This window comes from Streptomyces sp. NPDC005004, from assembly GCF_053600675.1.
In genome coordinates, this window is sequence record NZ_JBSGAH010000005.1 from 134,039 (window position 1) to 159,200 (window position 25,162).

23 protein-coding genes and 1 pseudogene are annotated in these 25,162 nt (G+C 73.9%); 12 read left to right on the forward strand and 12 right to left on the reverse strand.

What is annotated here, in order from left to right:
* Positions 1-20 precede the first annotated feature (20 nt).
* Positions 21-1,064: an NUDIX hydrolase gene (locus ACWEEU_RS08480; protein WP_451730059.1), complete on the forward strand. Its 1,044-nt coding sequence runs from the start codon at positions 21-23 to the stop codon at positions 1,062-1,064.
* Here the strand turns inward: ACWEEU_RS08480 and ACWEEU_RS08485 are convergent.
* Both ACWEEU_RS08485 and ACWEEU_RS08490 read right to left on the reverse strand, forming a co-directional pair.
* Complete coding sequence (locus ACWEEU_RS08485) at positions 1,034-1,270, reverse strand: hypothetical protein (protein ID WP_451730062.1); 237 nt, start codon at positions 1,268-1,270, stop codon at positions 1,034-1,036. The genes ACWEEU_RS08480 and ACWEEU_RS08485 overlap by 31 nt on opposite strands.
* Before the next feature lie 160 nt (positions 1,271-1,430).
* Entirely contained in the window at positions 1,431-2,786 is a 1,356-nt protein-coding gene (locus tag ACWEEU_RS08490) for a dipeptidase (RefSeq protein ID WP_385750256.1), read from the reverse strand.
* A gap of 185 nt (positions 2,787-2,971) precedes the next feature.
* Between ACWEEU_RS08490 and ACWEEU_RS08495 the strand changes: the two genes are divergently transcribed.
* Positions 2,972-4,225, forward strand: a complete 1,254-nt coding sequence (locus ACWEEU_RS08495; protein ID WP_451730066.1) for a geranylgeranyl reductase family protein — start codon at positions 2,972-2,974, stop codon at positions 4,223-4,225.
* 68 nt (positions 4,226-4,293) lie between these two features.
* Here ACWEEU_RS08495 and ACWEEU_RS08500 read toward each other — a convergent pair whose 3' ends face one another.
* On the reverse strand, positions 4,294-4,749 hold the full coding sequence (locus ACWEEU_RS08500; RefSeq protein WP_451730069.1) for a nitroreductase family deazaflavin-dependent oxidoreductase: 456 nt from the start codon (positions 4,747-4,749) through the stop codon (positions 4,294-4,296).
* 127 nt (positions 4,750-4,876) lie between these two features.
* On the opposite strand from ACWEEU_RS08500, the gene ACWEEU_RS08505 reads away from it, so the two are divergent.
* From ACWEEU_RS08505 to ACWEEU_RS08525, 5 genes are all read left to right on the forward strand, one after another.
* The gene (locus ACWEEU_RS08505) at positions 4,877-5,575 is read left to right on the forward strand and encodes a TetR/AcrR family transcriptional regulator (RefSeq protein WP_451730072.1); all 699 of its coding nucleotides are present in this window, start codon (positions 4,877-4,879) and stop codon (positions 5,573-5,575) included.
* 148 nt (positions 5,576-5,723) lie between these two features.
* Positions 5,724-6,944: a sensor histidine kinase gene (locus ACWEEU_RS08510; protein WP_451730075.1), complete on the forward strand. Its 1,221-nt coding sequence runs from the start codon at positions 5,724-5,726 to the stop codon at positions 6,942-6,944.
* Positions 6,941-7,606 carry a response regulator gene (locus ACWEEU_RS08515; RefSeq protein WP_451730078.1) on the forward strand — a complete coding sequence of 222 codons (666 nt, stop codon included), beginning with the start codon at positions 6,941-6,943 and terminating at the stop codon, positions 7,604-7,606. The genes ACWEEU_RS08510 and ACWEEU_RS08515 overlap by 4 nt, the downstream gene beginning before the upstream one ends.
* A gap of 92 nt (positions 7,607-7,698) precedes the next feature.
* Positions 7,699-8,574 carry an SIS domain-containing protein gene (locus ACWEEU_RS08520; RefSeq protein ID WP_385750244.1) on the forward strand — a complete coding sequence of 292 codons (876 nt, stop codon included), beginning with the start codon at positions 7,699-7,701 and terminating at the stop codon, positions 8,572-8,574.
* A 22-nt stretch (positions 8,575-8,596) separates the two neighbouring features.
* Positions 8,597-9,469: a class II fructose-bisphosphate aldolase gene (locus tag ACWEEU_RS08525; RefSeq protein ID WP_451730082.1), complete on the forward strand. Its 873-nt coding sequence runs from the start codon at positions 8,597-8,599 to the stop codon at positions 9,467-9,469.
* Here the strand turns inward: ACWEEU_RS08525 and ACWEEU_RS08530 are convergent.
* Entirely contained in the window at positions 9,466-10,599 is a 1,134-nt protein-coding gene (locus ACWEEU_RS08530; protein ID WP_451730476.1) for a methyltransferase, read from the reverse strand. The genes ACWEEU_RS08525 and ACWEEU_RS08530 overlap by 4 nt on opposite strands.
* Before the next feature lie 132 nt (positions 10,600-10,731).
* Between ACWEEU_RS08530 and ACWEEU_RS08535 the strand changes: the two genes are divergently transcribed.
* Both ACWEEU_RS08535 and ACWEEU_RS08540 read left to right on the forward strand, forming a co-directional pair.
* Positions 10,732-11,397, forward strand: a complete 666-nt coding sequence (locus ACWEEU_RS08535) for an alpha-ketoglutarate-dependent dioxygenase AlkB family protein (RefSeq protein WP_385750239.1) — start codon at positions 10,732-10,734, stop codon at positions 11,395-11,397.
* 45 nt (positions 11,398-11,442) lie between these two features.
* The gene (locus ACWEEU_RS08540; RefSeq protein ID WP_451730086.1) at positions 11,443-12,684 is read left to right on the forward strand and encodes an ROK family protein; all 1,242 of its coding nucleotides are present in this window, start codon (positions 11,443-11,445) and stop codon (positions 12,682-12,684) included.
* A 19-nt stretch (positions 12,685-12,703) separates the two neighbouring features.
* On the opposite strand, the gene ACWEEU_RS08545 is transcribed toward ACWEEU_RS08540, so the two are convergent.
* Positions 12,704-13,288: a DUF4865 family protein gene (locus ACWEEU_RS08545; protein WP_385750234.1), complete on the reverse strand. Its 585-nt coding sequence runs from the start codon at positions 13,286-13,288 to the stop codon at positions 12,704-12,706.
* Between the two features lie 42 nt (positions 13,289-13,330).
* Positions 13,331-13,900, reverse strand: a complete 570-nt coding sequence (locus ACWEEU_RS08550) for a TetR/AcrR family transcriptional regulator (RefSeq protein WP_385750232.1) — start codon at positions 13,898-13,900, stop codon at positions 13,331-13,333.
* A 176-nt stretch (positions 13,901-14,076) separates the two neighbouring features.
* Here ACWEEU_RS08550 and ACWEEU_RS08555 point away from each other — a divergent pair, with 176 nt between their 5' ends.
* Positions 14,077-14,361, forward strand: a complete 285-nt coding sequence (locus ACWEEU_RS08555) for an SHOCT domain-containing protein (protein ID WP_385750229.1) — start codon at positions 14,077-14,079, stop codon at positions 14,359-14,361.
* A 506-nt stretch (positions 14,362-14,867) separates the two neighbouring features.
* On the opposite strand, the pseudogene ACWEEU_RS08560 reads toward ACWEEU_RS08555, so the two are convergent.
* Both ACWEEU_RS08560 and ACWEEU_RS08565 read right to left on the reverse strand, forming a co-directional pair.
* Positions 14,868-15,276: pseudogene (locus ACWEEU_RS08560) on the reverse strand (ATP-binding protein); the annotation flags it as partial.
* 207 nt (positions 15,277-15,483) lie between these two features.
* A complete protein-coding gene (locus tag ACWEEU_RS08565; protein ID WP_451730090.1) occupies positions 15,484-15,807 on the reverse strand; it encodes a hypothetical protein in 324 nt (107 codons plus the stop codon).
* A gap of 350 nt (positions 15,808-16,157) precedes the next feature.
* Here ACWEEU_RS08565 and ACWEEU_RS08570 point away from each other — a divergent pair, with 350 nt between their 5' ends.
* The gene (locus ACWEEU_RS08570; RefSeq protein WP_385743285.1) at positions 16,158-17,282 is read left to right on the forward strand and encodes an L-cysteine desulfhydrase Cds1; all 1,125 of its coding nucleotides are present in this window, start codon (positions 16,158-16,160) and stop codon (positions 17,280-17,282) included.
* A 70-nt stretch (positions 17,283-17,352) separates the two neighbouring features.
* On the opposite strand, the gene ACWEEU_RS08575 is transcribed toward ACWEEU_RS08570, so the two are convergent.
* Positions 17,353-18,204 (reverse strand): DeoR/GlpR family DNA-binding transcription regulator, encoded by an 852-nt coding sequence (locus ACWEEU_RS08575; RefSeq protein WP_385743287.1) that lies wholly within the window; start codon positions 18,202-18,204, stop codon positions 17,353-17,355.
* Between the two features lie 372 nt (positions 18,205-18,576).
* On the opposite strand from ACWEEU_RS08575, the gene ACWEEU_RS08580 reads away from it, so the two are divergent.
* Positions 18,577-20,949, forward strand: a complete 2,373-nt coding sequence (locus tag ACWEEU_RS08580; RefSeq protein WP_451730094.1) for a hypothetical protein — start codon at positions 18,577-18,579, stop codon at positions 20,947-20,949.
* 4 nt (positions 20,950-20,953) lie between these two features.
* On the opposite strand, the gene ACWEEU_RS08585 is transcribed toward ACWEEU_RS08580, so the two are convergent.
* From ACWEEU_RS08585 to ACWEEU_RS08595, 3 genes are all read right to left on the reverse strand, one after another.
* Positions 20,954-23,401, reverse strand: coding sequence for a right-handed parallel beta-helix repeat-containing protein (locus tag ACWEEU_RS08585; RefSeq protein ID WP_451730097.1), 2,448 nt, complete (start codon positions 23,399-23,401; stop codon positions 20,954-20,956).
* A gap of 226 nt (positions 23,402-23,627) precedes the next feature.
* Positions 23,628-24,233 carry an Rv1733c family protein gene (locus ACWEEU_RS08590; RefSeq protein ID WP_451730100.1) on the reverse strand — a complete coding sequence of 202 codons (606 nt, stop codon included), beginning with the start codon at positions 24,231-24,233 and terminating at the stop codon, positions 23,628-23,630.
* A gap of 363 nt (positions 24,234-24,596) precedes the next feature.
* Positions 24,597-25,085, reverse strand: a complete 489-nt coding sequence (locus ACWEEU_RS08595) for a DUF6643 family protein (RefSeq protein ID WP_385743296.1) — start codon at positions 25,083-25,085, stop codon at positions 24,597-24,599.
* Positions 25,086-25,162 lie beyond the last annotated feature (77 nt).

A 25,162-nucleotide genomic window follows, 5' to 3' on the forward strand; every position in this document is an offset into this window, starting at 1 on the left:
CCAACACAAGAGGGGGAACCGTGACCGTCGTCTGGATCAACGGCGCGTTCGGTGCGGGCAAGACCACCACCGCACGGGAACTGATCGAACTGATCCCGAACAGCACGCTCTTCGACCCCGAGATCATCGGCGCGGAGCTGTCCCGGCTGCTGCCCGCCAAGCACCTGGCCGAGGTCGGCGACTTCCAGGACCTGCCGATCTGGCGCCGTCTCGTCGTCGACACGGCGGCCGCGATGCTCGCCGAGCTGGGCGGCACGCTCATCGTGCCGATGACCCTGCTGCGCCAGGAGTACCGCGACGAGATCTTCGGCGGCCTCGCCGCCCGCCGCATCGCCGTGCGCCACTTGGTGCTCGCCCCGGCCGAAACGATCCTGCGCGCCCGCATAGCCGCCCGGGACGTACCGCCGGACCTCCCCGACGGCGAGATGCGGGTGCGTCAGTGGGCCTACGACCACATCGAGCCCTATCGCGCCGCGTTCGCCTCCTGGCTCGCCGCCGACGCCCACCCGATCGACACCGGCGCCCTCACGCCGCGCGAGGCCGCCCTGTGCGTCACCGAGGCCATCGGCAGCGGCGCGGCCCGCCCCTGCGACATCGTGCAGACCCCCGAGCCCACCGCCGAGACCCTGGCTGCCGGGGTGCTCCTCTTCGACGCACACGACCAGGTGCTCCTCGTCGACCCCACCTACAAGCCCGGGTGGGAGTTCCCCGGCGGTGTGGTCGAACCCGGCGAGGCCCCCGCCCGCGCCGGGATGCGCGAGGTCGCCGAGGAGACCGGCATACGGCTGCGCGAGGTGCCCCGGCTGCTCGTCGTCGACTGGGAACGCCCCGACCCGCCCGGCTACGGCGGCCTGCGCCTCCTCTTCGATGGCGGCCGCCTCGACCCCGCCGAAGCCGCCCGCGTCCACCTCCCCGGCCCCGAACTCCGCGCCTGGCGCTTCGCCTCCGAACACGACGCCGCCGGTATGCTCCCCCCGGTCCGCTACGAACGCCTCCGCTGGGCCCTGCGGGCGCGCGAGCGGGGTGCGGCGATCTACCTGGAGGCGGGGACGCCGGTCGGCTGACCTGGTTCACGGGACAAGGACCACCTGGCCGAGGTGCGGCGGGACTCGATGATCCGGTGGGCTTCCGAGGCGTCCGCGAGCGGGATGCGCGCGAAGACGCCGGGGCGCAAGGTCCCTTGACGGTAGGGGTCCCGGAGTTCGGTGAGCCGGCGGGTGTACGGCTCGGGCGGTGTGCGGGCGACGGCGGTCGTCCGGAAGTCCGTCACCGAGGACCCTGGAGCGCTGCGCGGAGCCGGCCGAGCGGGCCCGCACCGAACTGCCGGCACCGCTCGGCGCCGAGGAGGGCCGTCAGCTCAGGCGGGTGCACGAGGCGTAGGGGAGCGCCCCCGGCGGTGTCTCATGCCGGGGGCCGTCACGGAGGGCGGGTCAGTTCGCCGCGTACTCCTGGAGGAACAGGGCCTCGGCGATCGAGAGGCGCTCCAGCTCCTCGGGGGACACGCTCTCGTCGACCGCGTGGATCTGGGCCTCGGGCTCGCTGAGGCCGATGAGCAGGATCTCCGCCTGCGGGTAGAGGGAGGCGAGGGTGTTGCAGAGCGGGATGGAGCCGCCCTGGCCCGCGTACTGCATGGTCTCGCCGGGGTAGGCGGCGGCCATGGCCGTGGCCATCGCCTGGTAGGCCGGGCTGGTGGTGTCGGCGCGGAAGGGCTGGCCGCTGCCGATCTGCTCGGTGGTGACCTTGGCGCCCCACGGCACGTGCGTCTCCAGGTGGGCCTGGAGCAGCTTGGACGCCTCGGTGGCGTCCGTGCCCGGCGGCACCCGGAGGCTGATCAGCGCGCGGGCGCTCGACTGCACCGACGGGGTGGCGCCCACGACCGGCGGGCAGTCGATGCCGAGCACCGTGACGGCGGGCCGGGCCCAGATGCGGTCCGCCACCGAGCCGTCGCCGATCAGGCCGACCCCGTCGAGCACCTTGGCGTCCGAGCGGAACTGCTCCTCGGTGTACTCCAGGCCCTCCCAGTGCTCCGAGGCGCCGAGGCCGTCCACCGTGGTCGAACCGTCCTCGGCGCGCAGCGAGTCCAGGACCCGGATCAGCGCGGCGAGCGCGTCCGGGGCGGCGCCGCCGAACTGGCCCGAGTGCAGGTTCCCGGAGAGGGTGTCCACCTGGACACGCACCAGCGTCATGCCGCGCAGGGTGCTGGTCACGGTCGGCAGGCCGACGCGGAAGTTGCCCGCGTCGCCGATGACGATGGCGTCGGCCGTGAGCAGCTCGGGGTGCTGCTCGGCGTAACGCTCCAGACCGCCGGTGCCCTGCTCCTCCGAGCCCTCCACGATCACCTTGACGCCGACCGGCACGCCGCCGTTCGCCTTGAGGGCGCGCAGCGCCAGCAGGTGCATGATCAGGCCGCCCTTGCAGTCGGCGCTGCCCCGGCCGTACCAGCGGCCGTTCCGCTCGGTCAGCTCGAACGGCGGAGTCGTCCACGCGGCCTCGTCCAGCGGCGGCTGCACGTCGTAGTGGGCGTAGAGCAGGACGGTCTTCGCGCCCTCGGGCCCGGGCAGGTAGCCGTAGACCGACTGGGTGCCGTCGGGGGTGTCGAGCAGGGCCACGTCGGTGAAGCCCTCGGCGCGCAGCGCGTCCGCGATCCAGTGCGCCGCGCCCTCGCTCTCGCTCTTGGGGAACTGTTCGAAGTCCGCCACCGACTTGAAGGCGACCAGCTCGGTCAGCTCCGCCTTGGCGCGGGGCATGAGCGAGACGACGGTCTCGGCGACCGGATTCGACGGCATGGGGCACGCTCCTCGTGGGTGCGACGCTGCTTTCGCGACGTTGAACTGCTGGGATATCCCCGATCCTCCCACAGTGGGCTCCGGCGGTGATCGCCGTAGGATGCCGGATGACATGGGTTTCCCCGCTCCGGTGCGGCCGGGAGCCCGGGAGAGCGGCATCGGCTGGATCGGAGCGGTAGACCATCGTGAGCGGCGAGAACTCTTCGGCGGACGGCGTGCAGCGGGTCTGGGACGTCGTCGTGGTGGGCGCGGGACCCGCGGGGGCCTCGGCCGCCTATGCGGCGGCGGTCGCGGGACGGCGGGTCCTGCTGCTGGAGAAGGCCGAACTGCCCCGCTACAAGACCTGCGGCGGCGGCATCATCGGCCCCTCCCGCGACGCGCTGCCGCCCGGCTTCGAACTGCCCTTCAAGGACCGGGTGCACGCGGTCACGTTCTCGCACAACGGCCGCTTCACCCGCACCCGGCGCTCCCGGCAGATGCTGTTCGGGCTCATCAACCGGCCCGAGTTCGACCAGCAGTTGGTCGAGCACGCGCAGAAGGCCGGCGCCGAACTGCGCACCGGTGTCACTGTGCAGCGCGTCGAGCAGCACGGCTCGGCGGTCCCGGACCGGCGCACGGTCGCCGTGGTGCTCCAGGGCGGCGAGACGGTGCTGGCCCGCGCGGTCGTCGGCGCCGACGGCAGCGCCAGCCGGATAGGGGCCCACGTCGGCGTCAAGATGGACCAGGTCGACCTCGGTCTTGAGGCGGAGATCCCGGTGCCGGACACCGTCGCCGAGGACTGGAAGGGCCGGGTGCTCATCGACTGGGGTCCGCTGCCCGGAAGTTACGGCTGGGTCTTCCCCAAGGGCGACACCCTGACCGTCGGCGTGATCTCCCGGCGCGGTGAAGGCCCGGCCACCAAGCGGTACTTGGAGGACTTCATCGCCCGGCTCGGTCTCGCCGGGTTCGAACCCAGCGTCTCCTCAGGGCACTTGACCCGCTGCCGCGCCGAGGACTCCCCCCTCTCCCGGGGCCGGGTGCTGGTCTGCGGCGACGCGGCGGGCCTGCTGGAGCCCTGGACCCGCGAGGGCATCTCCTTCGCGCTGCGCTCGGGCCGCCTCGCGGGGGAGTGGGCGGTACGGATCGCCGAGGCGCACGACGCCGTGGACACCCGGCGCCAGGCCCTGAACTACGCGTTCGCCGTCAAGGCGGGCCTCGGGGTGGAGATGAGCGTCGGCAAGCGGCTGCTGGCCGCGTTCGAACGCCGGCCCGGGCTCTTCCACGCCGCGCTGACCGGCTTCCGCCCCGCCTGGAAGGCGTTCCGGGACATCACCAGCGGCGCGTCCTCGCTCGGCGAGATGGTCAGGTCCCGCCCGCTCGCCCAGCGCACCATCGCGCTGCTCGACCGGGGGCAGGCGGCGCCGGTGACGGACGAGGACGAGGACCTCGTCGAGTCGTGACGGCCGCCCGTTCGTGACGGCCGCCCGTTCGCGACGGCGTCGACGCGTGACGGCCGTCGCGAACGCCGTCAGTCCGCGACAGTGATCCGGAACACCGGGTGGTCGGGGGCGGCCGCCAGGATCTCCGCGTCGGAGGACCCGGCGGTCACACCCGCGAAGAACGCGTCCACCTGCCAGCCCCAGCGCTCCAGATAGGTCCGGACGACGGGCACCTTCTCGGCGTCCGGCAGCTCCACCGCCGTGAAGGTGCGCACCTTGCGGCCCACCCGCAGCTCCCCGCCGCCCGCCGCGCGCATGTTGCGCACCCACTGGGAGTGGCCGCGCGCGGAGACCAGGTACTGCCCGCCCTCGTAGGTGTGCGGATTGACCGGGATGCGCTGCATCACGCCGCTCTTGCGGCCCCGCACCGACAGCTCGGCGCTGCCCGCGAAGCTGAGCCCGTGCCGGGCGAGCCAGCCGATGACGTTGTTGAAGCGGACGGCCATCGGGCTGCCCTGCACGTAGTACGGCGACGAAGACGACATGGCGACCTCCATTGCTGTGGGAGAGCGGTGCTCTCGCTTTTCTCCAGTGTGCCGAGATCGGTGCTCTCACGCAAGAGCGGTGCTCTCTTTTGTGGGCGCCGCTCTCGTTCCATGGCAGACTCGTCGCATGAGCACCGCACAGGGCGCCCGCGCGCGGGCCAGGACCGAGGTCACCGCGGCCATCAAGGACGCGGCCCGCAGACAGCTCGCGGCCGACGGCGCCGCCAAACTCTCCCTGCGGGCGGTGGCGCGCGAGCTGGGCATGGTCTCGTCCGCGCTCTACCGCTACTTCCCGAGCCGCGACGACCTGCTCACCGCGCTCATCATCGACGCCTACGACTCCCTCGGCGAGGCCGCCGAGACCGCCCACGCGGCCCTACCGGACAGCACGGCCCCACTGCGCCGCTGGACCACCGTCTGCGAGGCGGTACGCGCCTGGGCGCTCGACCACCCCCACGAGTACGCGCTCATCTACGGCTCGCCCGTGCCCGGTTACGCCGCACCCCCGACCACCGTCCCCTCCGCCGCCCGCGTCGGACTGCTCCTCGTCGGCATCGTCGGCGACGCCCAGCGGGACGGCACCGGCTCCGTGCTCCCGCCGCTCCCCACCGAGCTGCGCCCCGAGGCCGAACGCCTCGCCGCCGACATCTCCCCGGCCCTGCCGCCCGAGGCGGCGCCCGCGCTGGTGGCGGCCTGGTCCGAGCTGTTCGGGCTGGTCGGTTTCGAGGTGTTCGGGCAGTTCGACAGGATGGTGACCGACCGCGCCGAACTCTTCCGGTACGCGGCGGGGCGGCTGGGGGAGAGCGTGGGGCTGAAGGGAGCGTGAGGGCGCGTACCCCTCGGACCGACCTCCGGTGCTCCCCGGATCGGCCTCCCCTGCTCCCGGGTCGGCCCGCCGTACTCCCCGGGGAGTACGCGTGATCACCACGCTCGGCCGACGCCCTCGCCTCCCGGCGGCGTCTAGCGTGGCAGGCATGGAAGAGCAGCACGAACCCGGGTGGTGGAGGTACGGACCCCCCTGGTGGCACCGGACCGACGGCGACCCGGAGTCCCGTGACCGCGCCGCCCGGTGGCCCTGGCTCTCCACCGTGCTGATCACCGCCGTCGTGCTCGCCGGATCGTCCTTCGCCGCACACGCCCAGCCGCACCGGGAGGCGCCGGACGTCGCCGGGCGCGTGCTGCTGGTCGCCGCCTCGGCCGTCCTGCTGTGGCGGCGACGCCATCCGGTGGCCGTCGCCTACACCACGTCCGTGGTCACCCTCGCCTATCTGGCGGCGGGCTACCCCTACGGGCCCGTGTTCCTGACCGTCGCGGTCGGCTGCTTCAGCGCGGTCGTGGCCGGGCACCGGCGCGCCGCCTGGGCCGCGCTCGGCCTGCTCTGGGCGGGCCATCTGCTGATCGCCCTCTGGCTCTACCGCCACCTCCCGCCGGCCGGGGACTCCGGGGCGAGCGCCGGGCAGGAGATCGTCGCCGCCACCTGGGTCGCGGCCGTGGTCGCCGTGGCCGAACTGGCCCGGGTACGGCGCGAACAGTGGGCGCGTGAACGCGCGGACCGCGCCCGCGCCGCCCGGCGCCGCGCGGACGAGGAGCGGCTGCGGATCGCCCGCGAGCTGCACGACGTGCTCGCGCACAGCATCTCCGTCATCAACGTCCAGGCCGGCATGGGCCTCGCGCTCCTCGACAAGGACCCCGAGCAGGCCCGCACCGCGCTCACCACCATCCGCGCCGCGAGCAAGGAGGCGCTCGGCGAGGTGCGTCAGGTCCTCGACACCCTGCGCGCCCCCGGCGCCGCCCCGCGCGCGCCCGCTCCCGGTCTCGACCGGCTGCCCGAACTGGTCGAGCAGGCGGCCGCGGCCGGACTCACCGTCGAGGTCGGGGGAGAGCCGCCGAGCCTGCCGCCCGGCACCGACCTGGCCGCCTTCCGCATCCTCCAGGAAGCCCTCACCAACGTCGTACGGCACTCGGGCTCGCGGCACGCGCGCGTACGTTTCGAGCAGGGCGCGGACGAGGTGCGCCTCACCGTGGACGACGACGGGCCCGCCACCGGCGCCGACGCGGGCGGCACCGGCAACGGGCTCGCCGGGATGCGTGAGCGCGCCGCCGCGCTCGGCGGCATCATCAAGGCGGGACCGCGCGGCGACGGCGGCTTCCGGGTGCTCGCCGTCCTGCCCGCGCGGAGCGGGGAGGCGCGGTGATCCGGGTGCTGCTCGCGGACGACCAGTCACTGGTCCGGGCCGGTTTCGGGGCGCTGCTCGGCGCACAGTCGGACATCGAGATCGCCGGGGAGGCGGCCGACGGCGCGGAGGCGCTGCGCCAGGTGCGCGCCCTGCGCCCCGACGTCGTCCTGATGGACATCCGGATGCCGGTGCTCGACGGCCTCGCAGCGGCCCGGCACATCACCGAGGACCCCGCCCTCCCCGAGGTGAAGGTGATCATGCTGACCACCTTCGAACTCGACGAGTACGTCTTCGAGGCGATCCGCTCCGGCGCCTCCGGCTTCCTCGTCAAGGACGCCGAGCCGGACGAACTCGTGCGCGCGGTACGGGCCGTGGTCGACGGTGACGCCCTGCTGTCACCCGGCGTCACCCGTCGGCTGATCGCGGAGTTCGCGGCCCGCTCCAAGGAACCGGCCGCCGCCGACGCCCTCGGCCGCCTCACCGAACGGGAGCGCGAGGTGATGGCGCTCGTCGGCATCGGCCTGTCCAACGAGGAGATCGCCCGCCGCCTGGTGGTCAGCCCGCTCACCGCCAAGACTCACGTCAGCCGCGCCATGGTGAAGCTCGGCGCCCGCGACCGGGCCCAACTCGTCGTCCTCGCCTACGAGTCCGGGCTCGTGCGGCCGGGCTGGCTCGGCTGACCACCCATACTCGCCGTACCGCGCACGCTCCTTGTAGGCGCGCGAACGCCCGCTGTACCGTCGGGAGCGATCAGCATGGGGGAGGACGTGGCATGAGCCATGCCGAGCACGAGCTGAACAGCCAGCCCGAGTGCTGGACCCGCGCGGCCGCCGAAGTGGCCACATACGCCGACGCGTTGCCCGCGCCGGGGGAGCGCGTCGCGATCACCGGCTGCGGCACCTCGTACTTCATGGCGCAGTCCGCGGCGGCCCTGCGCGAGGCAGCCGGGCAGGGACAGACGGACGCCTTCCCCGCCTCGGAGTTCCCCCGCGGGCGCTCCTACGACCGCGTCCTCGCCCTCACCCGCTCCGGCACCACCACGGAAGTGCTGCACCTGCTCGCGGAGTTGAACACACCGACCACCGCGCTCACCGCCGACCCCGCCACCCCCGTCAAGGAGACCGCCGACCAGCTGATCGTCCTGGACTTCGCCGACGAACGCTCCGTCGTGCAGACCCGCTTCGCCACCACCGCGCTCACCCTGCTGCGCGCCCACCTCGGTCTGCACACTCCCGCCGTCGTCACGGACGCGCGCACCGCGCTCACCGCCCCGTTGCCCGAGGGGCTCGCCCACTGCGATCAGTTCACCTTCCTGGGCCGGGGCTGGACCACCGGACTCGCCCAGGAGGCCGCGCTCAAGATGCGCGAGGCGTCGCTGTCCTGGACCGAGGCGTATCCGGCGATGGAGTACCGGCACGGGCCGATCAGCGTCAGCACCGAAGGCACCGCCACCTGGATGTTCGGCCCGGCTCCAGCGGGTCTCCCGGAGCAGGTCCTGGCCACCGGTGCCCGCTGGATCGAGGGCACCCTCGACCCGCTCGCCGAACTGGTCCGCGCCCAGCGGCTCGCCCTCGCCGTCGCCGCCGTCCGGGACCTCGACCCCGACCGGCCGCGGCATCTCACCCGCTCGGTGATCCTCACCCCCTGACCGGCACCGGAAGGGAGACACCGTGCCCCTCGCCACCACCGGCGACCTGGTGACCCGGGCGGCCCGTGCCGGCTCCGCCGTCGCCGCCTTCAACATCGTCACCCTGGAACACATCGAGGCCGTCGTCATCGGCGCCGAGACCGCACGGGCGCCCGTCGTGCTCCAAGTCAGCGAGAACACCGTCAAGTTCCGCGCCGGGCGACTGCTCCCGCTGGCCCGAGCAGCCCGCGCCGCCGCCGAACACGCCGCCGTACCCGTCGCGTTGCACCTCGACCACATACACAGCGACGACCTGCTGCGCCAGGCGCCGCAGGCCGGATTCAGCTCCGTGATGTACGACGCCTCCAGCCTGCCCTACGCCGACAACCTCGCCGCCACCCGCGCCACGGCCGCTTGGGCTCATGATCAAGGGCTCTGGATCGAGGCGGAGTTGGGGCAGATCGGCGGCAAGAGCGGACGACCGGCGCTGGACGCGCACGCGCCGGGCGCCCGCACCGATCCCGACCAGGCGTACGAGTTCGTCGCGGAGACCGGGGTGGACGCCCTCGCCGTCGCCATCGGCAGCGCGCACGCCATGACCACCCGCACCGCCACCCTCGACCAGACGCTGCTGCGCCGCCTCTCCGCCACGCTGTCCGTCCCGCTCGTCCTGCACGGCTCCTCCGGCGTGCCGGACGACGCGCTGGCCCGCGCGGTCGCGGGCGGCATCGGCAAGGTCAACGTCGGCACCGCGCTCAACGCGGTTCTCACCGGCGCCGTCCGCCGCCACCTCACCGAACGCCCCCAGGCCGTCGACTCCCGGGGCTACCTCGGCGCGGGCCGCGAGGCGATGGCGGCCGAGGTCGCCCGGATCATCGGCGTCCTCGGCGACGCCCGCCAGGGGGACGCCTCCTAGCCCCGCTTGACGGCCTTCAGCACGACGAACTTCGGATCGCTCGCGACCACTTCGCAGTTCCCGAACAGCCGCTTCAGCTTCACGTGATAGCCCAGATGCCGGTTGCCGACCACCCACAGCTCACCGCCCGGCCGCAGCGCGCGCTCGGCCCCGGTGAACATCCGCCAGGCCGTCGCGTCCGTCGTCGCCTGGTGGGAGTGGAACGGGGGGTTGTTCAGCACGAGGTCCACACTGCCCGGCGCCACCCCGGCAAGGCCGTCCCCGACCCGGAACTCGGCGTGCCCAGGAACCCCGTTGGCCTTGTACGTGGCCTCCGCCGAGGCGACCGCCTGGAACGACTCGTCCACGAACAGCACCTCGGCGTCCGGGTCGGTCAGCGCCACCGCCGTACCCACCACGCCGTTGCCACAGCCCAGGTCCACGATCCGACGGCCGCGCGGAGCGGGCAGATGCCCGAGGAAGAACCGGGTGCCGATGTCCAGCCGGTCGGCGCAGAAGACCCCCGCGTGGTTGACGACAGGGCGCCCCGACGCCGCGCCGATGCCGTCCTCCAGTGCGTACTGGTACGGCCACGGGTTCGCGGGCCGGACGAGCGACGCGTCGGGGGTGCAGAAGATCAGCCGGGCCTTCTGCCGGGCCAGTGACGTGCGCGTCGGCCCGAGAACGCGCTCGAAGAGCCGAAGCGTGGAGGTGTGGATGTCCTTCACCATGCCGGTGCCGACGATCACCGTCCCCGCGTGCACGGCCGGGGCCAGCCGGTGGAGCTGGTCCTCAAGGAGCGCCAGGCTCTTCGGCACCCGCACGAGCAGGACGTCCACCCGCTCCGGCACCGGGTCCTGCGTGGTCAGCAGCCGCACCGCGCCGGGCTCGGCACCGGCCCGCGCCAGGTTCGCGCGGGTCGCCTCCTGACCCAGATGGGAGTCGGTTATCTGCGCGGGGCGGTGCGGGGCGAGCGCCGTCGCCAGCGCGCCCCAGCGGTCGCCGAGCACGACGACCTCGCCCGACAGGTCCACCCCTTCCTCGGCCAGATGCCGCAGCAGATAGGCGTCGGAGGCGTCCCAGGCACGCAGCCGGTCGCGGGGGTCGTCGGGGAAGCGGGACAGGTCCAGCTCGCCCCACGGAGTCGTCATACGGTCGTTCATCGCCCACCAGGCTAGCCGAGCCGCAGCTCAGGCCGGGTCGGCCCGGCTGCCGGGCAGGAGGGACGCAGGGACCCGTCAGGCAGGAGGGGACCCGCGGACCCTTCGGGCAGGATGGGAGGCATGGACGCGGAACTGTTCCCCCGCGAGCGGGACGCGGTCGCCCCGGGCGCCGTGCACGTCCCGGACTGGCTGGACCCGGACGCGCAGCGCGGGCTCCTCGCCGCATGTCGGGAGTGGGCCCGCCCCCCTGCCGGGCTCCGCACGGTCCACACCCCCGGCGGCGGCACGATGACCGCCCGCCAGGTCTGCCTCGGCCGCCACTGGTACCCCTACGGCTACGCCCCCACGGCCGTCGACGGCGACGGCTCGCCGGTGAAGCCCTTCCCGGCCTGGCTGGACGACCTGGCCCGGCGCGCGGTCGCGGACGCCCTCGGCCCGGACGCGCTCCCCGGGGAGCCGTACGACATCGCACTGATCAACTTCTACGACGCGGACGCCCGCATGGGTATGCACCGGGACGCCGACGAGCGCGCGGACGCCCCGGTGGTGTCGCTGAGCCTCGGAGACACCTGTGTGTTCCGCTTCGGCAACACCGACACCCGTAACCGGCCCTGGACCGACGTGGAACTGCGCAGCGGAGACCTGTTCGTCTTCGGCGGGCCGGCCCGCCTCGCGTACCACGGCGTGCCGCGCGTACGGCCGGGTACGGCACCGCCCGCGCTGGGGCTCACGGGGCGGTTGAACATCACGCTGCGGGTGAGTGGACTGCCGTCCTCCGCCCGGTGAGCGCACCCCGCCACGAGCGGCCCGGATCATGGGAGACTCGCCCTCATGAGCGGCATGGCGGACCCCCGGAAGGCGGGGGAAGAGACCACCACCAGAGCGCGCCTGGACCGTGGGCGCAGCGCCCTCGGCCCCGCGCTGGAACTGGTGCACACGGGCCGGGCGCCGACCCGCGCCGTCCTCACCGCCGAGCTGGGCGTCACCCGGGCCACGGCCGGCGCGGTCGCCGCCGAGCTTGAGGCGCTCGGCCTCATCCGCGTGGACGCGCGACCCGCCGCGGCCACGGGTTCCCAGGGGCGCCCCTCGCACCGGCTGGAGGTCGCCGAGGACGGCCCGGTCGCGCTCGCGGCGCAGATCCACGCCGACGGCTTCCGGGCGGCGCTGGTCGGCCTCGGTGGCCGGATCGTCGCGACCACGCCCGGCTGCGAGACCGTGGACGCCGACCCCGCCAAGGTGCTCGGCACTGTCGTCGAGGCGGGCGCCGAGCTGCTGCGCGCGACCGGCCGCCGCTGTGTGGGCGCCGGACTCGCCGTGCCCTCCGCCGTCGCCGAGCCCGACGGTCTCGCCCTGAACCCGCTGCACCTGGCCTGGCCGGTGGGCGAGCCGGTGCGCCGGATCTTCGCGGAGTGCGTCCGCGCCGCCGGCATCACCGGCCCGGCGTTCGCGGGCAACGACGTCAACCTCGCCGCCCTCGCCGAGCACCGGCACGGCGCCGGGCGCGGCGCTCGCGATCTGCTCTGCGTGGCCACCGGACACCGGGGCGTCGGCGGCGCGCTGGTCCTCGACGGCCGTCTGCACATCGGCAGTTCGGGCCTCGCCCTGGAGGTCGGCCACCTCACCGTCAACCCCGAGGGCCGCCCCTGCCACTGTGGCAGCCGGGGCTGTCTCGACGTCGAGGCCGACCCGCTGGCCCTGCTGGTCGAGGCCGGACTCGACCCCGGCCCCGAGGTCTCCCTGCTCCAGCAGGCGACCGACCTGCTGCGCACCCGGTACGACGAACCGGCCGTACGCCGCGCCGCCGAGACCCTGATCGACCGCCTGGGCCTGGGACTCGCCGGACTGGTCAACATCCTCAACCCGGACCGCATCATCCTCGGCGGCCTGCACCGCAGCCTCCTGGAGGCCGACCCCGACCGGCTCTGCGCGGTGGTCGCCGAGCGCAGCCTGTGGGGCGGTCAGAGCGGCGGCGTGCCCATCCTGCCGTGCACCCTGGACCACGACAGCCTGGTCGGCGCGGCCGAACTCGCCTGGCAGCCGGTGCTGGACGACCCCCTGGGCGCGCTTGGCTGACGGACCGTCACCTGCGCGGCTACCACTGCCTGCCGCGCGGGAGCCGGTCGAGCCCGGGTGCGGACAGGTGCCGTACCTGGAACAAGTCGCCCTCCGTCTGGGTGGGTTCGTGGTCCCAGAGCGAGAAGTGCACCAGCTCCCAGTGGCGGGCGTCCACGGCGGCGGCCGCGAGTACGGCTCCGTCCTCGCCCGCGAGCCGCAGCGCCTCCGCCACTGCCTCCTCCATGAACGCGCTCAACTCCACGCCCTCCGGCACCGGTTGCCGGCGTCGCACCGCGAACGCGGCGGACGCGGGGGACGCGGAGCCGCGCTCGTGGGCGAGACCGGTCCACTGCTGCACCGCCGGTCGCCCGAAGTCGTTCGAGAGCCCCTGGAAGCCGCCGCCCCACAGGAAGCGGTTCATGCCGTCGATCGTGTCCCACAGGTAGAAGGGCGCGTACTGGTTGACCGGTGAGCCGTACCGCCCGCGTTCACGCACCAGGTATGCCTTGACGCCGAGGCCGTCCCAGTCGTCCAGCAGATGCCCGAGCCGGTCGACGCGGTCGCGGATCACCGTCATGTCGTAGTCGGCGGGGAGCGTGACCTGGTACTGGAGGGCGTGCACGGGACGGGTCCTCTCGGTGTGTCGACGGCAAGTCGGGGTCGGTCAGGCCGAGCGGGTCGGCGGCGCGAGCAGGGACAGCAGCCCGCGCACGCCCGCGTCGAACGCCGCGGGGGAGCCGGAGGCCCGCGCCAGGACGTAGCCGCCCTGCACGGTCGCGACCACGGCGGCGCCGATCTCCTCGCCGTCCAAGGAAGCGGCGAACTGCCCCTGCCGCTTGCCCTCTTCGACCAGTTCCGCGATCCGCCCGCGAATCCGTGCGATCACCTCGTCCACCGGGGCGCGCAGTTCGTCGCTGGCGATCACCTCGGGGTCCATGGTCAGCCGTCCGACCGGGCAGCCGCGCAACACGTCGCGCTCACGCAGCAGATACGCCTCGATCCGCTCCTGCGGCGTCCCCGGGCCGTCGAAGATCCGCTCCGCCGCGGCGCCCAGCTCGTCGGCGGACCGGCGGATCGCGGCCAGGGCGAGATCCTGCTTGCCGCGGAAGTGGTGGTACATGCTGCCCTGCCCGGCGCCCGACCGCTCCAGGATCGCCTTGGGGCTCGTGCCGACGTAGCCGCGCTCCCACAGCAGCTCGCGGGTGGACTCGATCAGACGCTCGGAGGTGCTCATGCGGTCACTGTACATACCGATAGGTACAGAAGGCACGGTGGGGCCCGGTTTCGGGCGCGGTACTCCCGGCGTCGTACGCGCACTGCCGCCCGCCGCACGACGACCCGGACCCCCGAGCGGAGGGAGCCTCGGAGCGTCAACCGATGCGTGAGCTCGACCGAGGAGATGAGCCCGAGATGGAGACCCTGGCGAACTGGGGCGGCGGCGGACCCGGCCCCTGGATCCTGTTCTTCCCACTGATCTGGGCGGCCGTGGTGGTGGGAGCCGTCACCCTGCTGCGCCGTACGGTCCGGCGTGGGCGGGGTGCCCCCTGGCGGCCGCTGGAGTCCGGCCGCCCCCTGGGCGACTCGCCGCTCGCGGTGCTCGGGCGCCGTTTCGCCTCGGGTGAGATCGACGAGGACGAGTACTGGCGTCGGCTGTCCGTGCTGGACGAGCGGTTCGGGTCCATGGACAAGGGCTGAGAGCCGTGGGCGGAGGCAGCGGCGCCGCCGCCCCGCGCGACGTGGCCGTGCGGCGGGGCGGCGGGTCATCGACACCCGCCGCCCCGCCGCCGTACCGGGAAGGTCACCGCCCGGTCAGCCGGGAACGGCCGACCGGGCGGGAGCGGTTGCCGCCGCGGACTGGGCCACGGCCGGTGCGGACGCCAGCGCGGGTTCGGGTGCGGGGCCGGCCAGGGCGGGTGCCGGCGGGGGACCGGCGGGAGCGGGCGCCAGGGCCGGCTCCGTCACGGGACCGGCGGACGCGGCCGCGAGGGCGGGTGCCGGTGCGGGGCGCGTCGGCGCGGGCGCCGGAGTCACCGGGGTGACCGGGAGGGGCGCCGGGACGGGGCTCGGGGTGACCGGAGTGACGGGGGTGACCGGAATGACCGGGCCGACCGGGGCCGGGCGCGGTTCGGCGGCACGGGACGCGGGCCGCCGCCTCGTCGAGCGGAGCGGGTCGCGGGCCGGGCGGGCGGGTTCCGCGACGGTGGCTGCCAGCGTGAACCACACGACCTTGCCGCTCTCGCCGTCCGGGCGTGCTCCCCAGCTCTCGCTGACGGCCGCGACCATCGCCAGGCCCCGGCCGCAGGTGGCCAGCGGGGCGAGTTCGAGTGTCTCGGTCGCGTCGGCCACCACGGGCAGGCGCGGATCGCGGTCCCGTACCGAGACGGTGAGGCGGTCGGGCAGCAGCTCCAGTTCGACGGTGCACGACTTGTCGGGGCGCGCATGTCGGTGGACGTTGCTCAGGAGTTCGGTCACGCCGAGCGCGGCGCGGTCGATGAGAGGGTCCAGATGCCAGTAGCGCAACTGCGCAGAGACGATTCTGCGGACCTGTCCGATCCGCGACGGCAGGGCTTGGAGCTCCACCGTGCAGTGCCTGTTGGGGTGACTGATCACGGCTGCGACTCCCCGATGTGAGGTCCGGAAGGAACCGGAAGAACACGGAGAACAACGGAAATCCAGGAGGGCGCCCGCGTCCAGGAGGCGGCCCGACTGCGCGGCCGGAGGCTGGACCTCAGCGTTACCTCAGGTAAACCCAGAGTGACGTGAGATCAGCGTGACGCAGTGCCCGCCCTCCCGCAACTCGCCGCGGCGGCACGCAGGTCAGTCGCCGTGTCGGGCTGCCCGGCGCACCGCGTCGATGAAGCGCCGGGCCGCGGGCGGACCCGATTCGCCCGGCGCCGGATCCTGGTCGCCGAGTGTCAGTTCGTAGCGCTGCCCGTTCAGCTCGGCCCGCGCGCGGTCGTCCGGCGCGAACCACGGCTTGGAGGCGCGGACCGCCTGGACCGGCGCGCTGTCGATCTCGCTGTCGTAGCTGTTGAGCAGTTCCACCCTGCCGTCGCTGATCCGGACCTTTCCGGCCCGGGTGAGCGAGCGCAGCCCCTTGCCGACGCGCACGCCTCTCGCCGTGAACTCGGGCTCCGCCATCCTCGCCGTCCCTCCTGCGCGTGTCGTCCGATCGTCCGCGAGTCGTCCGTGCCGCGTGGCGTGCGCCCGCACCGCGTGTCGTGTGCCGCGGCGTGTCGCGCGCCGACGCGTGCCGTTCGCAGTCTGCCCCCCCGAGCACCGGAGCACCAGGGTGTGGAGGGAGTGCGCTGCGAGCGCCGGGAGTACTCACGCCAATGCGCCCCCACGCCCCCCGTACAGGTGTGCCCCAGGCTTCCTTTGGGTGGCTGAAAGATGCGTTGATGCAGGTGAGAAGCGTGACGGGAGGTGCCTATGATCGGCGTGCCGACCGCGCGGGGCGCCGTCGGCGCGACCGAGTAAGGAGCCTCGCCGTGAGCACCACCCCACCGGCCCGGGCCGGGGCCACCCTCGACGTCGACCGCAGCGACGCGACCTACCGCGACTGGCTGAAAGAGGCCGTCCGCAAGGTCCAGGCGGACGCCAACCGCTCGGCCGACACTCATCTGCTGCGCTTCCCGCTGCCCGAGCACTGGGGCATCGACCTGTACCTCAAGGACGAGTCGACCCACCCGACGGGCAGCCTCAAGCACCGCCTCGCCCGCTCCCTCTTCCTCTACGGCCTCTGCAACGGCTGGATCCGCCCGGACCGCCCGGTCATCGAGGCGTCCAGCGGCTCGACCGCCGTCTCCGAGGCGTACTTCGCGAGCCTGATCGGCGTGCCGTTCATCGCGGTCATGCCCCGCACGACCAGCGCGGAGAAATGCCGCCTCATCGAATTCCACGGCGGCCGCTGCCACTTCGTGGACGACCCGCGCACCATGTACGAGGAGTCGGCGCGCCTCGCCGCCGAGACCGGCGGCCACTTCATGGACCAGTTCACCTATGCCGAGCGCGCCACCGACTGGCGCGGCAACAACAACATCGCCGAGTCCACCTTCCGTCAACTGGCCCTGGAACGCTTCCCGGTACCCACCTGGATCGTCGCCACCGCCGGAACCGGCGGCACCTCCGCGACCCTCGCCCGCTACGTCCACTACATGCAGTACGACACCCGCGTCTGCGTCGCCGACCCGGAGAACTCCTGCTTCTTCGAGGGCTGGACCACCGGGGACGCCCACGTCACCTGCGACTGCGGCTCGCGCATCGAGGGCATCGGACGGCCGCGCATGGAGCCCAGCTTCGTGCCCGGCGCCATCGACCGGATGATGAAGGTGCCGGACGCGGCGAGCGTGGCCGCCGTACGCGCCCTGGAACGGGCCATCGGCCGCAAGGCGGGCGGCTCGACGGGGACCGGACTGTGGAGCGCGCTGAAGATCGTCTCCGAGATGGTCGCGGCGGGGCGGACGGGCAGCGTCGTCACCCTGCTCTGCGACCCCGGCGACCGCTATCTGGACAAGTACTACTCGGACGGCTGGCTGGAGGAGCAGGGGCTGGAGATCGCGCCGTACACCGCCGCGATCGAGACGCTGCTGGCGACGGGGGTCTGGCCGGACTGAGCGGGAGCGTCGTCGCTGGACGGAGGTGCCGTTGTCCGCGAGCGCTCAGGGCTGGTGGCGCGAGGCGCCCTCAGGCGTCCTCGGTGTCGTCCGGCTCGTCCTCGTCCGCGTCCGGCTCGCCCGCCACCACCAGGCGCCGCAGCCGCTCGGAAACCTCCGCGCGGGCGTCGGCGGGCAGCCCCGCATCGGTGACGAGCGTGTCCACCTCGTCCAGCGCGGCGAACGAACTCAGTCCCACCGTGCCCCACTTGGTGTGGTCCGCGACCACCACCACGCGCCGCGCCGAGCGCACCAGACGCCGGTTCGTCTCGGCCTCCGCCAGGTTCGGCGTGGACAGCCCCGCCTCGGCCGATATGCCGTGCACACCGAGGAACAGCAGGTCGAAGTGGAGCGCGGAGATCGCCCGGTCGGCCACCGGACCCACCAGCGAGTCCGAGGGCGTGCGCACCCCGCCGGTCAGCACCACCGTGGCCGCGCCCTGCCGCTGCCCCGAGACCCGCTGAGCCGCGTGGAACACGTCCGCCACCCGCACCGAGTTCGTCACCACCGTCAGGTCCGGCACCTCCAGCAGATGCCGGGCGAGCGCGTAGGTGGTCGTACCGCCGGACAGCGCCACCGCCGCACCCGGCGCGACCAGCCTCGCCGCGGCCAGCGCTATCTCCTCCTTGGCGGTCGGCTCCAGGCCCGACTTGGCCTCGAACCCCGGCTCGTGCGTGCTCGCCTCGACCACCGGCACCGCACCGCCATGCACCTTCTCCAGCACGCCCTGGCGGGCCAGCGCGTCCAGATCGCGGCGCACCGTCATGTCCGACACGCCGAGCTTGCGGGTCAGTTCGTTGACCCGGACGCCGCCCCGGCGCCGTACCTCGTCCACGATCAGGGCGCGGCGCTGCTCCGCGAGGAGGTTCTGATTCTCACTCACGTACGCTCCGGTCCTTTCGCCCCATGCTCGTCCGACACGCCCGGCACACCTGGTCCGACCAGGACGTTCCGTCCGGCAGCAACTATGCGGGCGTCTCATCTTGTCACGCCGCCCCACAGGCCGCGCCACCGCCTGTCACGCCGTCCACCTGGGTTGCGGCCACATGTGTGCCGCATCCACACCGGCGACAGTCGCACGAATCGGGAAGATTCGGTAACGAAAAGTGACGGCGGGTGTACACAGCGCGCGAAGCGGAGAACCTGATTCCCGCACGGCACGGAAACCCCGCACGGAAACCCCCGCATGGAGCCCGCACGGGAAACGCTCGCCGTGCGCGTCATCCCGACCGCGTCACACGAATGCGAGCGAACAGTGGCAGGCGCGCAGAAACACCCCACCGCGCCGGAACCGGTGCCTCCCCCCACAGCGCCCCCGACGGCACGCCCGGACCTGGAACTGCTGGTGCACGGGGTCGGCGGCACGACCCCGGAGAAGATGCTCGGCGACCCGCGCACGGTCCGCGTCACCGGCGACGACACGGCCGCCGTCTTCCGCCGCGCCGAGGACGCCGGCCCGCCCGAGGACCCCGACGACGCCACGAGCGGCGGGAGACCCCGCGGCGAGCCGGACCGCGACGGCGGATCGCGCGGCGAACCGGTCCAGGAGGCGTACGTCTGGTGCAACCTCACCTCCGGCAACGCCAGCCGCGCCCTCTGGCTGCTGCTCCTGCCCTTCATGGTCGTCAACCTCGCCCACTGGATGCGCCCCGCCGCCCCCGGCCGCACCCGCACCATCCGCCTCTACGGCCTCCTCGTCCGACTCGCCGCGCTCTCCCTCACCGTGCTGCTGGGCGCCGCCGCCTGCGAGGTCGCCCTCGACCTGGTCGCCTGGCAGTGCGCGAGCGTCACCGCCTGCTCCGGCCGCCACTCCTGGCTGTCCCCCCTCTCGCCCGCGGGTCACGGCTGGTGGAGCGAACCCGGCCGCCGCCTCGCCCTCGCCGCCCTGGTACCCACCGCGCTGACCGCCCTGCTCTGGTACCTCTCCCACCGCACCTGGAGCGCGTACGAATCCCACCGTCCGATGGCCCGCACCCCCGAGGCCGACCCCGAAGCGGGAGCCCTGGCCAGCCCCGGCTTCTGGTACGGCCGCCGCCTCGGCGCCCGGCTCCGCGCCGCCCACACCGCCGCCGGACTGCTGACCGTCGCGGCCACCCTCACCCTCCCCGCCCTCCGTCGCGACCACCACCCCGCGCTCCTCCACACCCTGGGCCTGATGCTCGGCACGGCCCTGCTCGGCTGGGCGATCACCGTCGTCGTGGTCGTCTGCCGCCGGGGACGCAGCGAGGCGCGCCTCGACCCCGAGACCGACCGCCACCTCGTGCGCGGCCTCCCGCTCGGCGCCCTCGCCCTGCTGATCCTCGCCGCGCTGTACGCAGGCTGGTCCCGCCCCGGCTGGCACTCCACCGGACGGCTGCCCGGCGACCCCGTCTTCGGCACGCTCATGCTGATCCAGGGCGTCCTCGTGCTGGCGCTCGCCGTCGTCGCGTACGACCTCTACCGCCGCGACCCCGACCCCCGCGCCGCCATGCGCGGCCTCGGCGGACCGGCCGTCGCCCTGCTCGCCTGCGCGCTCGGCGGAGTGGCCTCCGGCGGAGTCGCCCAGCGCGTCGCCGACTGGCTGGACGGCACCCGCTCCTCGCTCTCCGGACCGCCCGTCACGCTGACCTGGCAGGCGTCCGCGATCCCCCCGCTCCTCCTGGTCCTGCTCGCCACGTCCGCCCTGCTGGGAGCGCATGTCGCGCGCCTCGCCCGCGCCGAACGCGCGCGCGTCCGCCATCAGCACCCCGGCGAACCCGAGGACCCCGCCCGCACCCGCGCCATCGCCCGCACCCGCGCCATGGCCACCCTCACCGACCGCGCGCCCCTGCTTCTCGCCGTCGTCTCCGTCACCACCCTGCTGCTCGGTGCGGCGGCCCTGACCGGCTCCCAGAGCACCGGACTGCCGCCCGCCCGCGCCGCCCAGGGCGCCGACGAACCGGTCCGGATCGCCGCCGAGACCGCGCAGGCCCTCGGCTCCTGGCTGGTCGGCGCCGGTCTGCTGCTCGTCGTCACCTGGGGCCGCCGCGCCTACAAGGACGCCTCCGCCCGGCGCACCATAGGCATCCTGTGGGACGTGGGCACCTTCTGGCCGCGCGCCGCCCATCCCTTCGCGCCCCCCTGCTACGCCGAGCGCGCCGTACCCGACCTGACCTGGCGCACGGCCACCTGGACCGAGCGCACCGGCGGCCGCCTGGTCCTCTCCGGCCACTCCCAGGGCAGCGTCCTCGTCGCCGCCGCGGCCTGGCAGCTCAGCCCCGCCACCCGTGAACGGGTCGCCCTGCTGACCTACGGCTCACCGCTGGAACGCCTCTACGGCCGCTGGTTCCCCGCCCACTTCGGTCCGGACGCGCTGGCCGCGCTGCACCGCGACACCGGACCCTGGACCAACCTCTACCGCCGCACCGACCCCATCGGCGGCCCGCTCCGCGTCCCCGGTGAGCCGCACGTCGACCATGAACCGCTCGCCGACCCCCGGGCCTACGGCCGCAGCCCCGAACACCCGCTGCCCGCCCCGATCCTGGGCCACTCCGACTACCAGGACGACCCCGCCTTCGCCCGCGCGCGGGCCGGACTGCTCGCCCGCCTCCACCCCGGCCTGCCCGCACAGCGCCCCTCCGCACACGAGGGCGGGACGCCGACGGGCTGACGGCTCAGGGAAGTTCGGGGAGGTCCTCCGCGTACAGCAGCGTCAGATCGTCGGTGCTCGGGTCGGGAAGCTGCGCGACCCGGCCCGCGTGGTGCTCCACCATCGCCTCGAAGGTCTGCCGTGCGGTGCGGCCGTTGCCGAAGGCCGGGCCCTTCGGCAGCTCGGTGAAGTACTTCAGCAACGCCTCCGGAGTGGACTCCGCCAGCCGGTACTCGTGCTCGTCCGCCTGCTGTTCCACGATCCGCAGCAGTTCCCCGGGACCGTAGTCCCCGAAGGTGATCGTCCGCGAGAACCGCGACGCCACACCGGGGTTGACGGAGAGGAAGCGCTCCATCTCGGCCGTGTAGCCGGCGACGATCACCACCACCGCGTCCCGCTGGTCCTCCATCAGCTTCACCAGCGTGTCGATGGCCTCCTTGCCGAAGTCCCGCCCGGCGTCCTCGGGGGAGAGCGCGTACGCCTCGTCGATGAACAGCACACCGCCGCGCGCCCGCCCGAACGCCTCCTGGGTACGGATCGCCGTGGAGCCGATGTGCTCGCCGACCAGGTCGACCCGGGACACCTCGACCAGGTGCCCCTTCTCCAGCACGCCGAGCGAGGCGAGGATCTCGCCGTAGAGCCGGGCCACCGTCGTCTTGCCGGTGCCGGGGGAGCCGGTGAACACCAGGTGCCGCTTGACCGAGGCCGCCTTCAGGCCCGCCTTCTGGCGACGCCGGCCCACCTCGATCATGTCGGTCAGCGCCCGTACCTCGCGCTTGACGCTCTCCAGGCCCACCAGCGCGTCCAGTTCACCGAGCACCGCCTCGGACTTACGGACCTCGGGCTCCGGCACGGCCGGGACGACGGGCGCCTCCGGTTCCGTGCCGCGCTGCCCCGGGATCGCACCGAGCAGCCCACCGGTCGACGGGGACGCCGTCTGCACCGCGGTCGCGCGCGGCGGCTCGGGGGACCGCGGACCGCCGCCGGACTCGTCGCTCGTGCAGTCCTCCACCACCGGACCCGTGACCGAGCCGGAATCGGTGCCCGCGTCGGCGAACTCGTACCCCCCGCGCGCACACCGCTCCGTGCGGCAGCCGCGCAGCGTCGTGCGACAGCCGTCGATCACATGGAAGCCGTAGCCACCGCTGCCGCTCACCCGGCAGTTCACGAAGCTGCCCCGGCCCCCTGCGGACACATAGAAACCCGCCTCGGCAGGGCGTTCCACCACACAGCGTTCGAGCGACGGGTCGGCGCCCTTGGTGACGATCACACCCGTCTGGGTGCCCTGCAGCACGCAGTTGGCGAGTGTGCCGCCGCTGCCGTGGTCCCGGAACCAGGCGCCGGTCGCCGCGTCGCGCACCCGGCAGTCGTCCAGTTGCGCCGTCGCCCCGTCGCTCACCGACACGGCCGTGTTGCGCACCTGGTGGATATCGCTGTCCACCACGTCCACCCGCGAGCCCCGGTCGAGGACGAACAGCGCGTCCGGCACGTCGTGCACGCGGCAGGAGTCGAGCACCGCCGTGGCGCCGTCGCTCACCCACACCGCCGGATAGTCGCCGGTGCTGTCGGAGATCTCGCACTGGTTGGCGTCCACGCGGGTACCGGCGTCCCACACCGACAGACCGTTGCGCCCGAAGCGCTGCACCGTCGTCCGGGTCAGGGTGAGCACGGAGCGCGAACGCAGATCGACCGCGTTCTCCGGGATGTCGTGGATCCGGCAGTCGGCCAGTGTCAGAGAGGCGTCCGTGTCCAGCGTGACGCCGTCGCCCGAAGTGCGGTGCACAGCGCAGTCGGTGAGCTGCGCCGTCGCCTCCCGCGTGACGTGCACCCCCGCGCCCCGGACCTCGTACACCTCGCAACCGACCGCTTCCAGCGTGGAGTTCGCCCCGGTCACGCTCAGCCCCGAGCCCGCCGCGTGGTGCACCCGGCAGCGCTCCAGACGCGGATGCGCACCGCCGCGGACCGCCACGCCGGCCTGCCCGGCCGCGACGACCTCGCACTCCTCGAACACCCCGCCGCCCCCGTCGAGCACGGCGATGCCGGCGCCGGCCGGGTTGTCGACCGTGCAGCGGCGCACCGTCGGGCGGGCCCCGCCGCGCACCTCGATGCCGGCGGCCGAGCGCGTCACGATCCGCAGGTCCGACAGCTCCGGCGTGCCCTCCTCGACCAGCAACGCGGGCGCCGTGCCGTCCTGGCCCTCCACGTGCAGCCCCTGCACGACGGCCGAGGCCCGCACCGTGAGCGGCACCCCGTCCACGGGCGCGATCCGCACCGAGCCGGGCACGCCCTCGGGGCCGCGCAGGGTCACCGGGCGGCCGACGACGAGGTTCTCCCGGTAGGTGCCGGGGGCGATGGTGAGGACGTCGCCCTCCGCGGCGGCCTCCAGGGCGGCGGCGAGCGAGGCGTACTCACCTGTGCGACGCCGCCATCGCGACGTACCGGTGTGCGTCACCTGGACCGTGCCCTGTGCCATGGCGTTGCTGTGCCCCCCACCTCGTGGTACTTGTGCTCGTCCGCCTCTGGGACTCCGCCGCCGGGTGCCGGGGGCGACCGCCCGCGGCCCCGGGGCCGGCGCGGGTGCGCTCCGGACTCCGGCGCGGCCTTCGGCTCGCTCGCGCGCGGGTCGATGCCGAAAGGGAGTCGGCCGGTCCACCGTAGCGTGTGCGCGGACGCCGGGTTGACCAGAGCCGTCAAGCAGGTCAGCTCCCTGTCCCGGCCTTGCCCCAGTCGGGGCCCGCGCGTTCCCACGCCTGGTCCCAACGCGCGTACCTGCGGCGGACCATGCGCCACACCACCACCCGCCGGACCGTCTCGACCAGTGCGGCGGCTAGCAACGCCGCCCCGAATCCGGCCAGTACGGCATGAGCCCGGGCCGTGGTCGAGTCCAGCGGACGGGTCGTCATGTGACCCTGCCGGTCCGTCCAGATCAGGAGACGGTCGCCCCGGTGCGGGGACTTGAGACCGGTGAGGACCGCGCCGTGCCGAGGCGCGCCGTCCGGTGCCGTCCAGCCCGCCAGGACGCGGCTGCGGACGCTGTGCGCGGCTCCGGAGTCGGGATCGGTCTCGGGCGGGTGGTAGGCCATCCGGCGCAGCACGGTCGCGGGCACGCGCTGCCGGGTGTGGCGCTGCTCGGCCACCGAACGGCGCAACGAGTCCTGGGCGGCCGTACCCGTCAGCCAGCCGATCGCGGGCGCGGCGACGCAGATGAGCAGCAGCGCCACGAGGCACACCCATGCCTCGGCCCGGTCGGTCGGCCGCCGCAGCGGACTGCCCCGCCAGCGCCACAGACCGCTGATCGCACGCACGGCCCCACCCCCTCGCCCGACGTGAGCACCACCGGACCGCGCGGCCCCCTGGCACGGCCGGGGGAGAGCGGTGCCGCCTCCGGCGGTCGACACTCACGAGATTCTCATCTTTGCGAACGACCGGACCCCGCCGCCGGTTCCCCGCCCGCGACCCGAACTGCAGACCGGTCGCTGCCCGTTCGCCTCGGGATGCACGCACGGACGCCGCCGCCGAGTCTCTGCTCGGCGGCGGCGTCCGTCCGACGTGCGCGTTCGCGTTGTACGGCGACCTTCCCCCCGTCGTCCGTCAGCGCCCGCAGCGGTGTCCGGCCGACTCCCCACGGCGCCGAACCACCGGACGGCACCGACCACGGGATGGTGCGATCAGTAGCCCCGGTACTGCTGCTGGTTGTTGTACGGGTCCTGGTACGGCTGCTGCGGCGGGCGCGGCGCGGCCGGACGCATCGCCTCGTACCCCGTGGGCGCGGCGGGACGCGGCGGCTGGGGCTGCTGCGGTCCCGGGTAACCGCGCGGCGCGGCGGCCTGCTGCGGGATGTACGCGGTGGGCGCCTGCTGCAGAGGCGCGGGCTGCGGCGCCTGCGGGTAGCCGTAGGACGCGGGAGCCGGCTGCGACGGGGCGGCCGGGAGAGCGGGCAGCGCGGAGGGCAGCGCGGGGAGGTTGCTGCCGCCCATGTGGGCGCCCGGCATGTTGCCGACGGGGAGGTTGCCGCCGGGCGTGTCGTAGGCGGCCGGGACGCGGATCGGGGCGATCTGCGGGGTGCCCCGCTCGGCCACGAGCGAGTCGTAGATCGGGGTGTCCGGGAAGGAGGCGGAGTAGTAGCCGCCGCCATAGGTGGAGCGGGGGGAGGTCATGGCACATAAGTTAAGCCCACGATGTGCTGGTTGGGGAGACCGATAAGAAGGTTGTTTTCCGTGTCGGTGGCGAACTT

Bases quoted from the DNA above. Each gene is read 5' to 3' on its own strand.
- ACWEEU_RS08490 (WP_385750256.1), bottom strand. From the start codon at position 2,786: ATGCCGTCGAATCCGGTCGCCGAGACCGTCGTCTCGCTCATGCCCCGC.
- ACWEEU_RS08500 (WP_451730069.1), bottom strand. From the start codon at position 4,749: ATGTCGTCTTCGTCGCCGTACTACGTGCAGGGCAGCCCGATGGCCGTC.
- ACWEEU_RS08505 (WP_451730072.1), top strand. From the start codon at position 4,877: ATGAGCACCGCACAGGGCGCCCGCGCGCGGGCCAGGACCGAGGTCACC.
- ACWEEU_RS08510 (WP_451730075.1), top strand. From the start codon at position 5,724: ATGGAAGAGCAGCACGAACCCGGGTGGTGGAGGTACGGACCCCCCTGG.
- ACWEEU_RS08520 (WP_385750244.1), top strand. From the start codon at position 7,699: ATGAGCCATGCCGAGCACGAGCTGAACAGCCAGCCCGAGTGCTGGACC.
- ACWEEU_RS08530 (WP_451730476.1), bottom strand. From the start codon at position 10,599: ATGACGACTCCGTGGGGCGAGCTGGACCTGTCCCGCTTCCCCGACGAC.
- ACWEEU_RS08535 (WP_385750239.1), top strand. From the start codon at position 10,732: ATGGACGCGGAACTGTTCCCCCGCGAGCGGGACGCGGTCGCCCCGGGC.
- ACWEEU_RS08540 (WP_451730086.1), top strand. From the start codon at position 11,443: ATGAGCGGCATGGCGGACCCCCGGAAGGCGGGGGAAGAGACCACCACC.
- ACWEEU_RS08550 (WP_385750232.1), bottom strand. From the start codon at position 13,900: ATGAGCACCTCCGAGCGTCTGATCGAGTCCACCCGCGAGCTGCTGTGG.
- ACWEEU_RS08555 (WP_385750229.1), top strand. From the start codon at position 14,077: ATGGAGACCCTGGCGAACTGGGGCGGCGGCGGACCCGGCCCCTGGATC.
- ACWEEU_RS08565 (WP_451730090.1), bottom strand. From the start codon at position 15,807: ATGGCGGAGCCCGAGTTCACGGCGAGAGGCGTGCGCGTCGGCAAGGGG.
- ACWEEU_RS08585 (WP_451730097.1), bottom strand. From the start codon at position 23,401: ATGGCACAGGGCACGGTCCAGGTGACGCACACCGGTACGTCGCGATGG.
- ACWEEU_RS08595 (WP_385743296.1), bottom strand. From the start codon at position 25,085: ATGACCTCCCCCCGCTCCACCTATGGCGGCGGCTACTACTCCGCCTCC.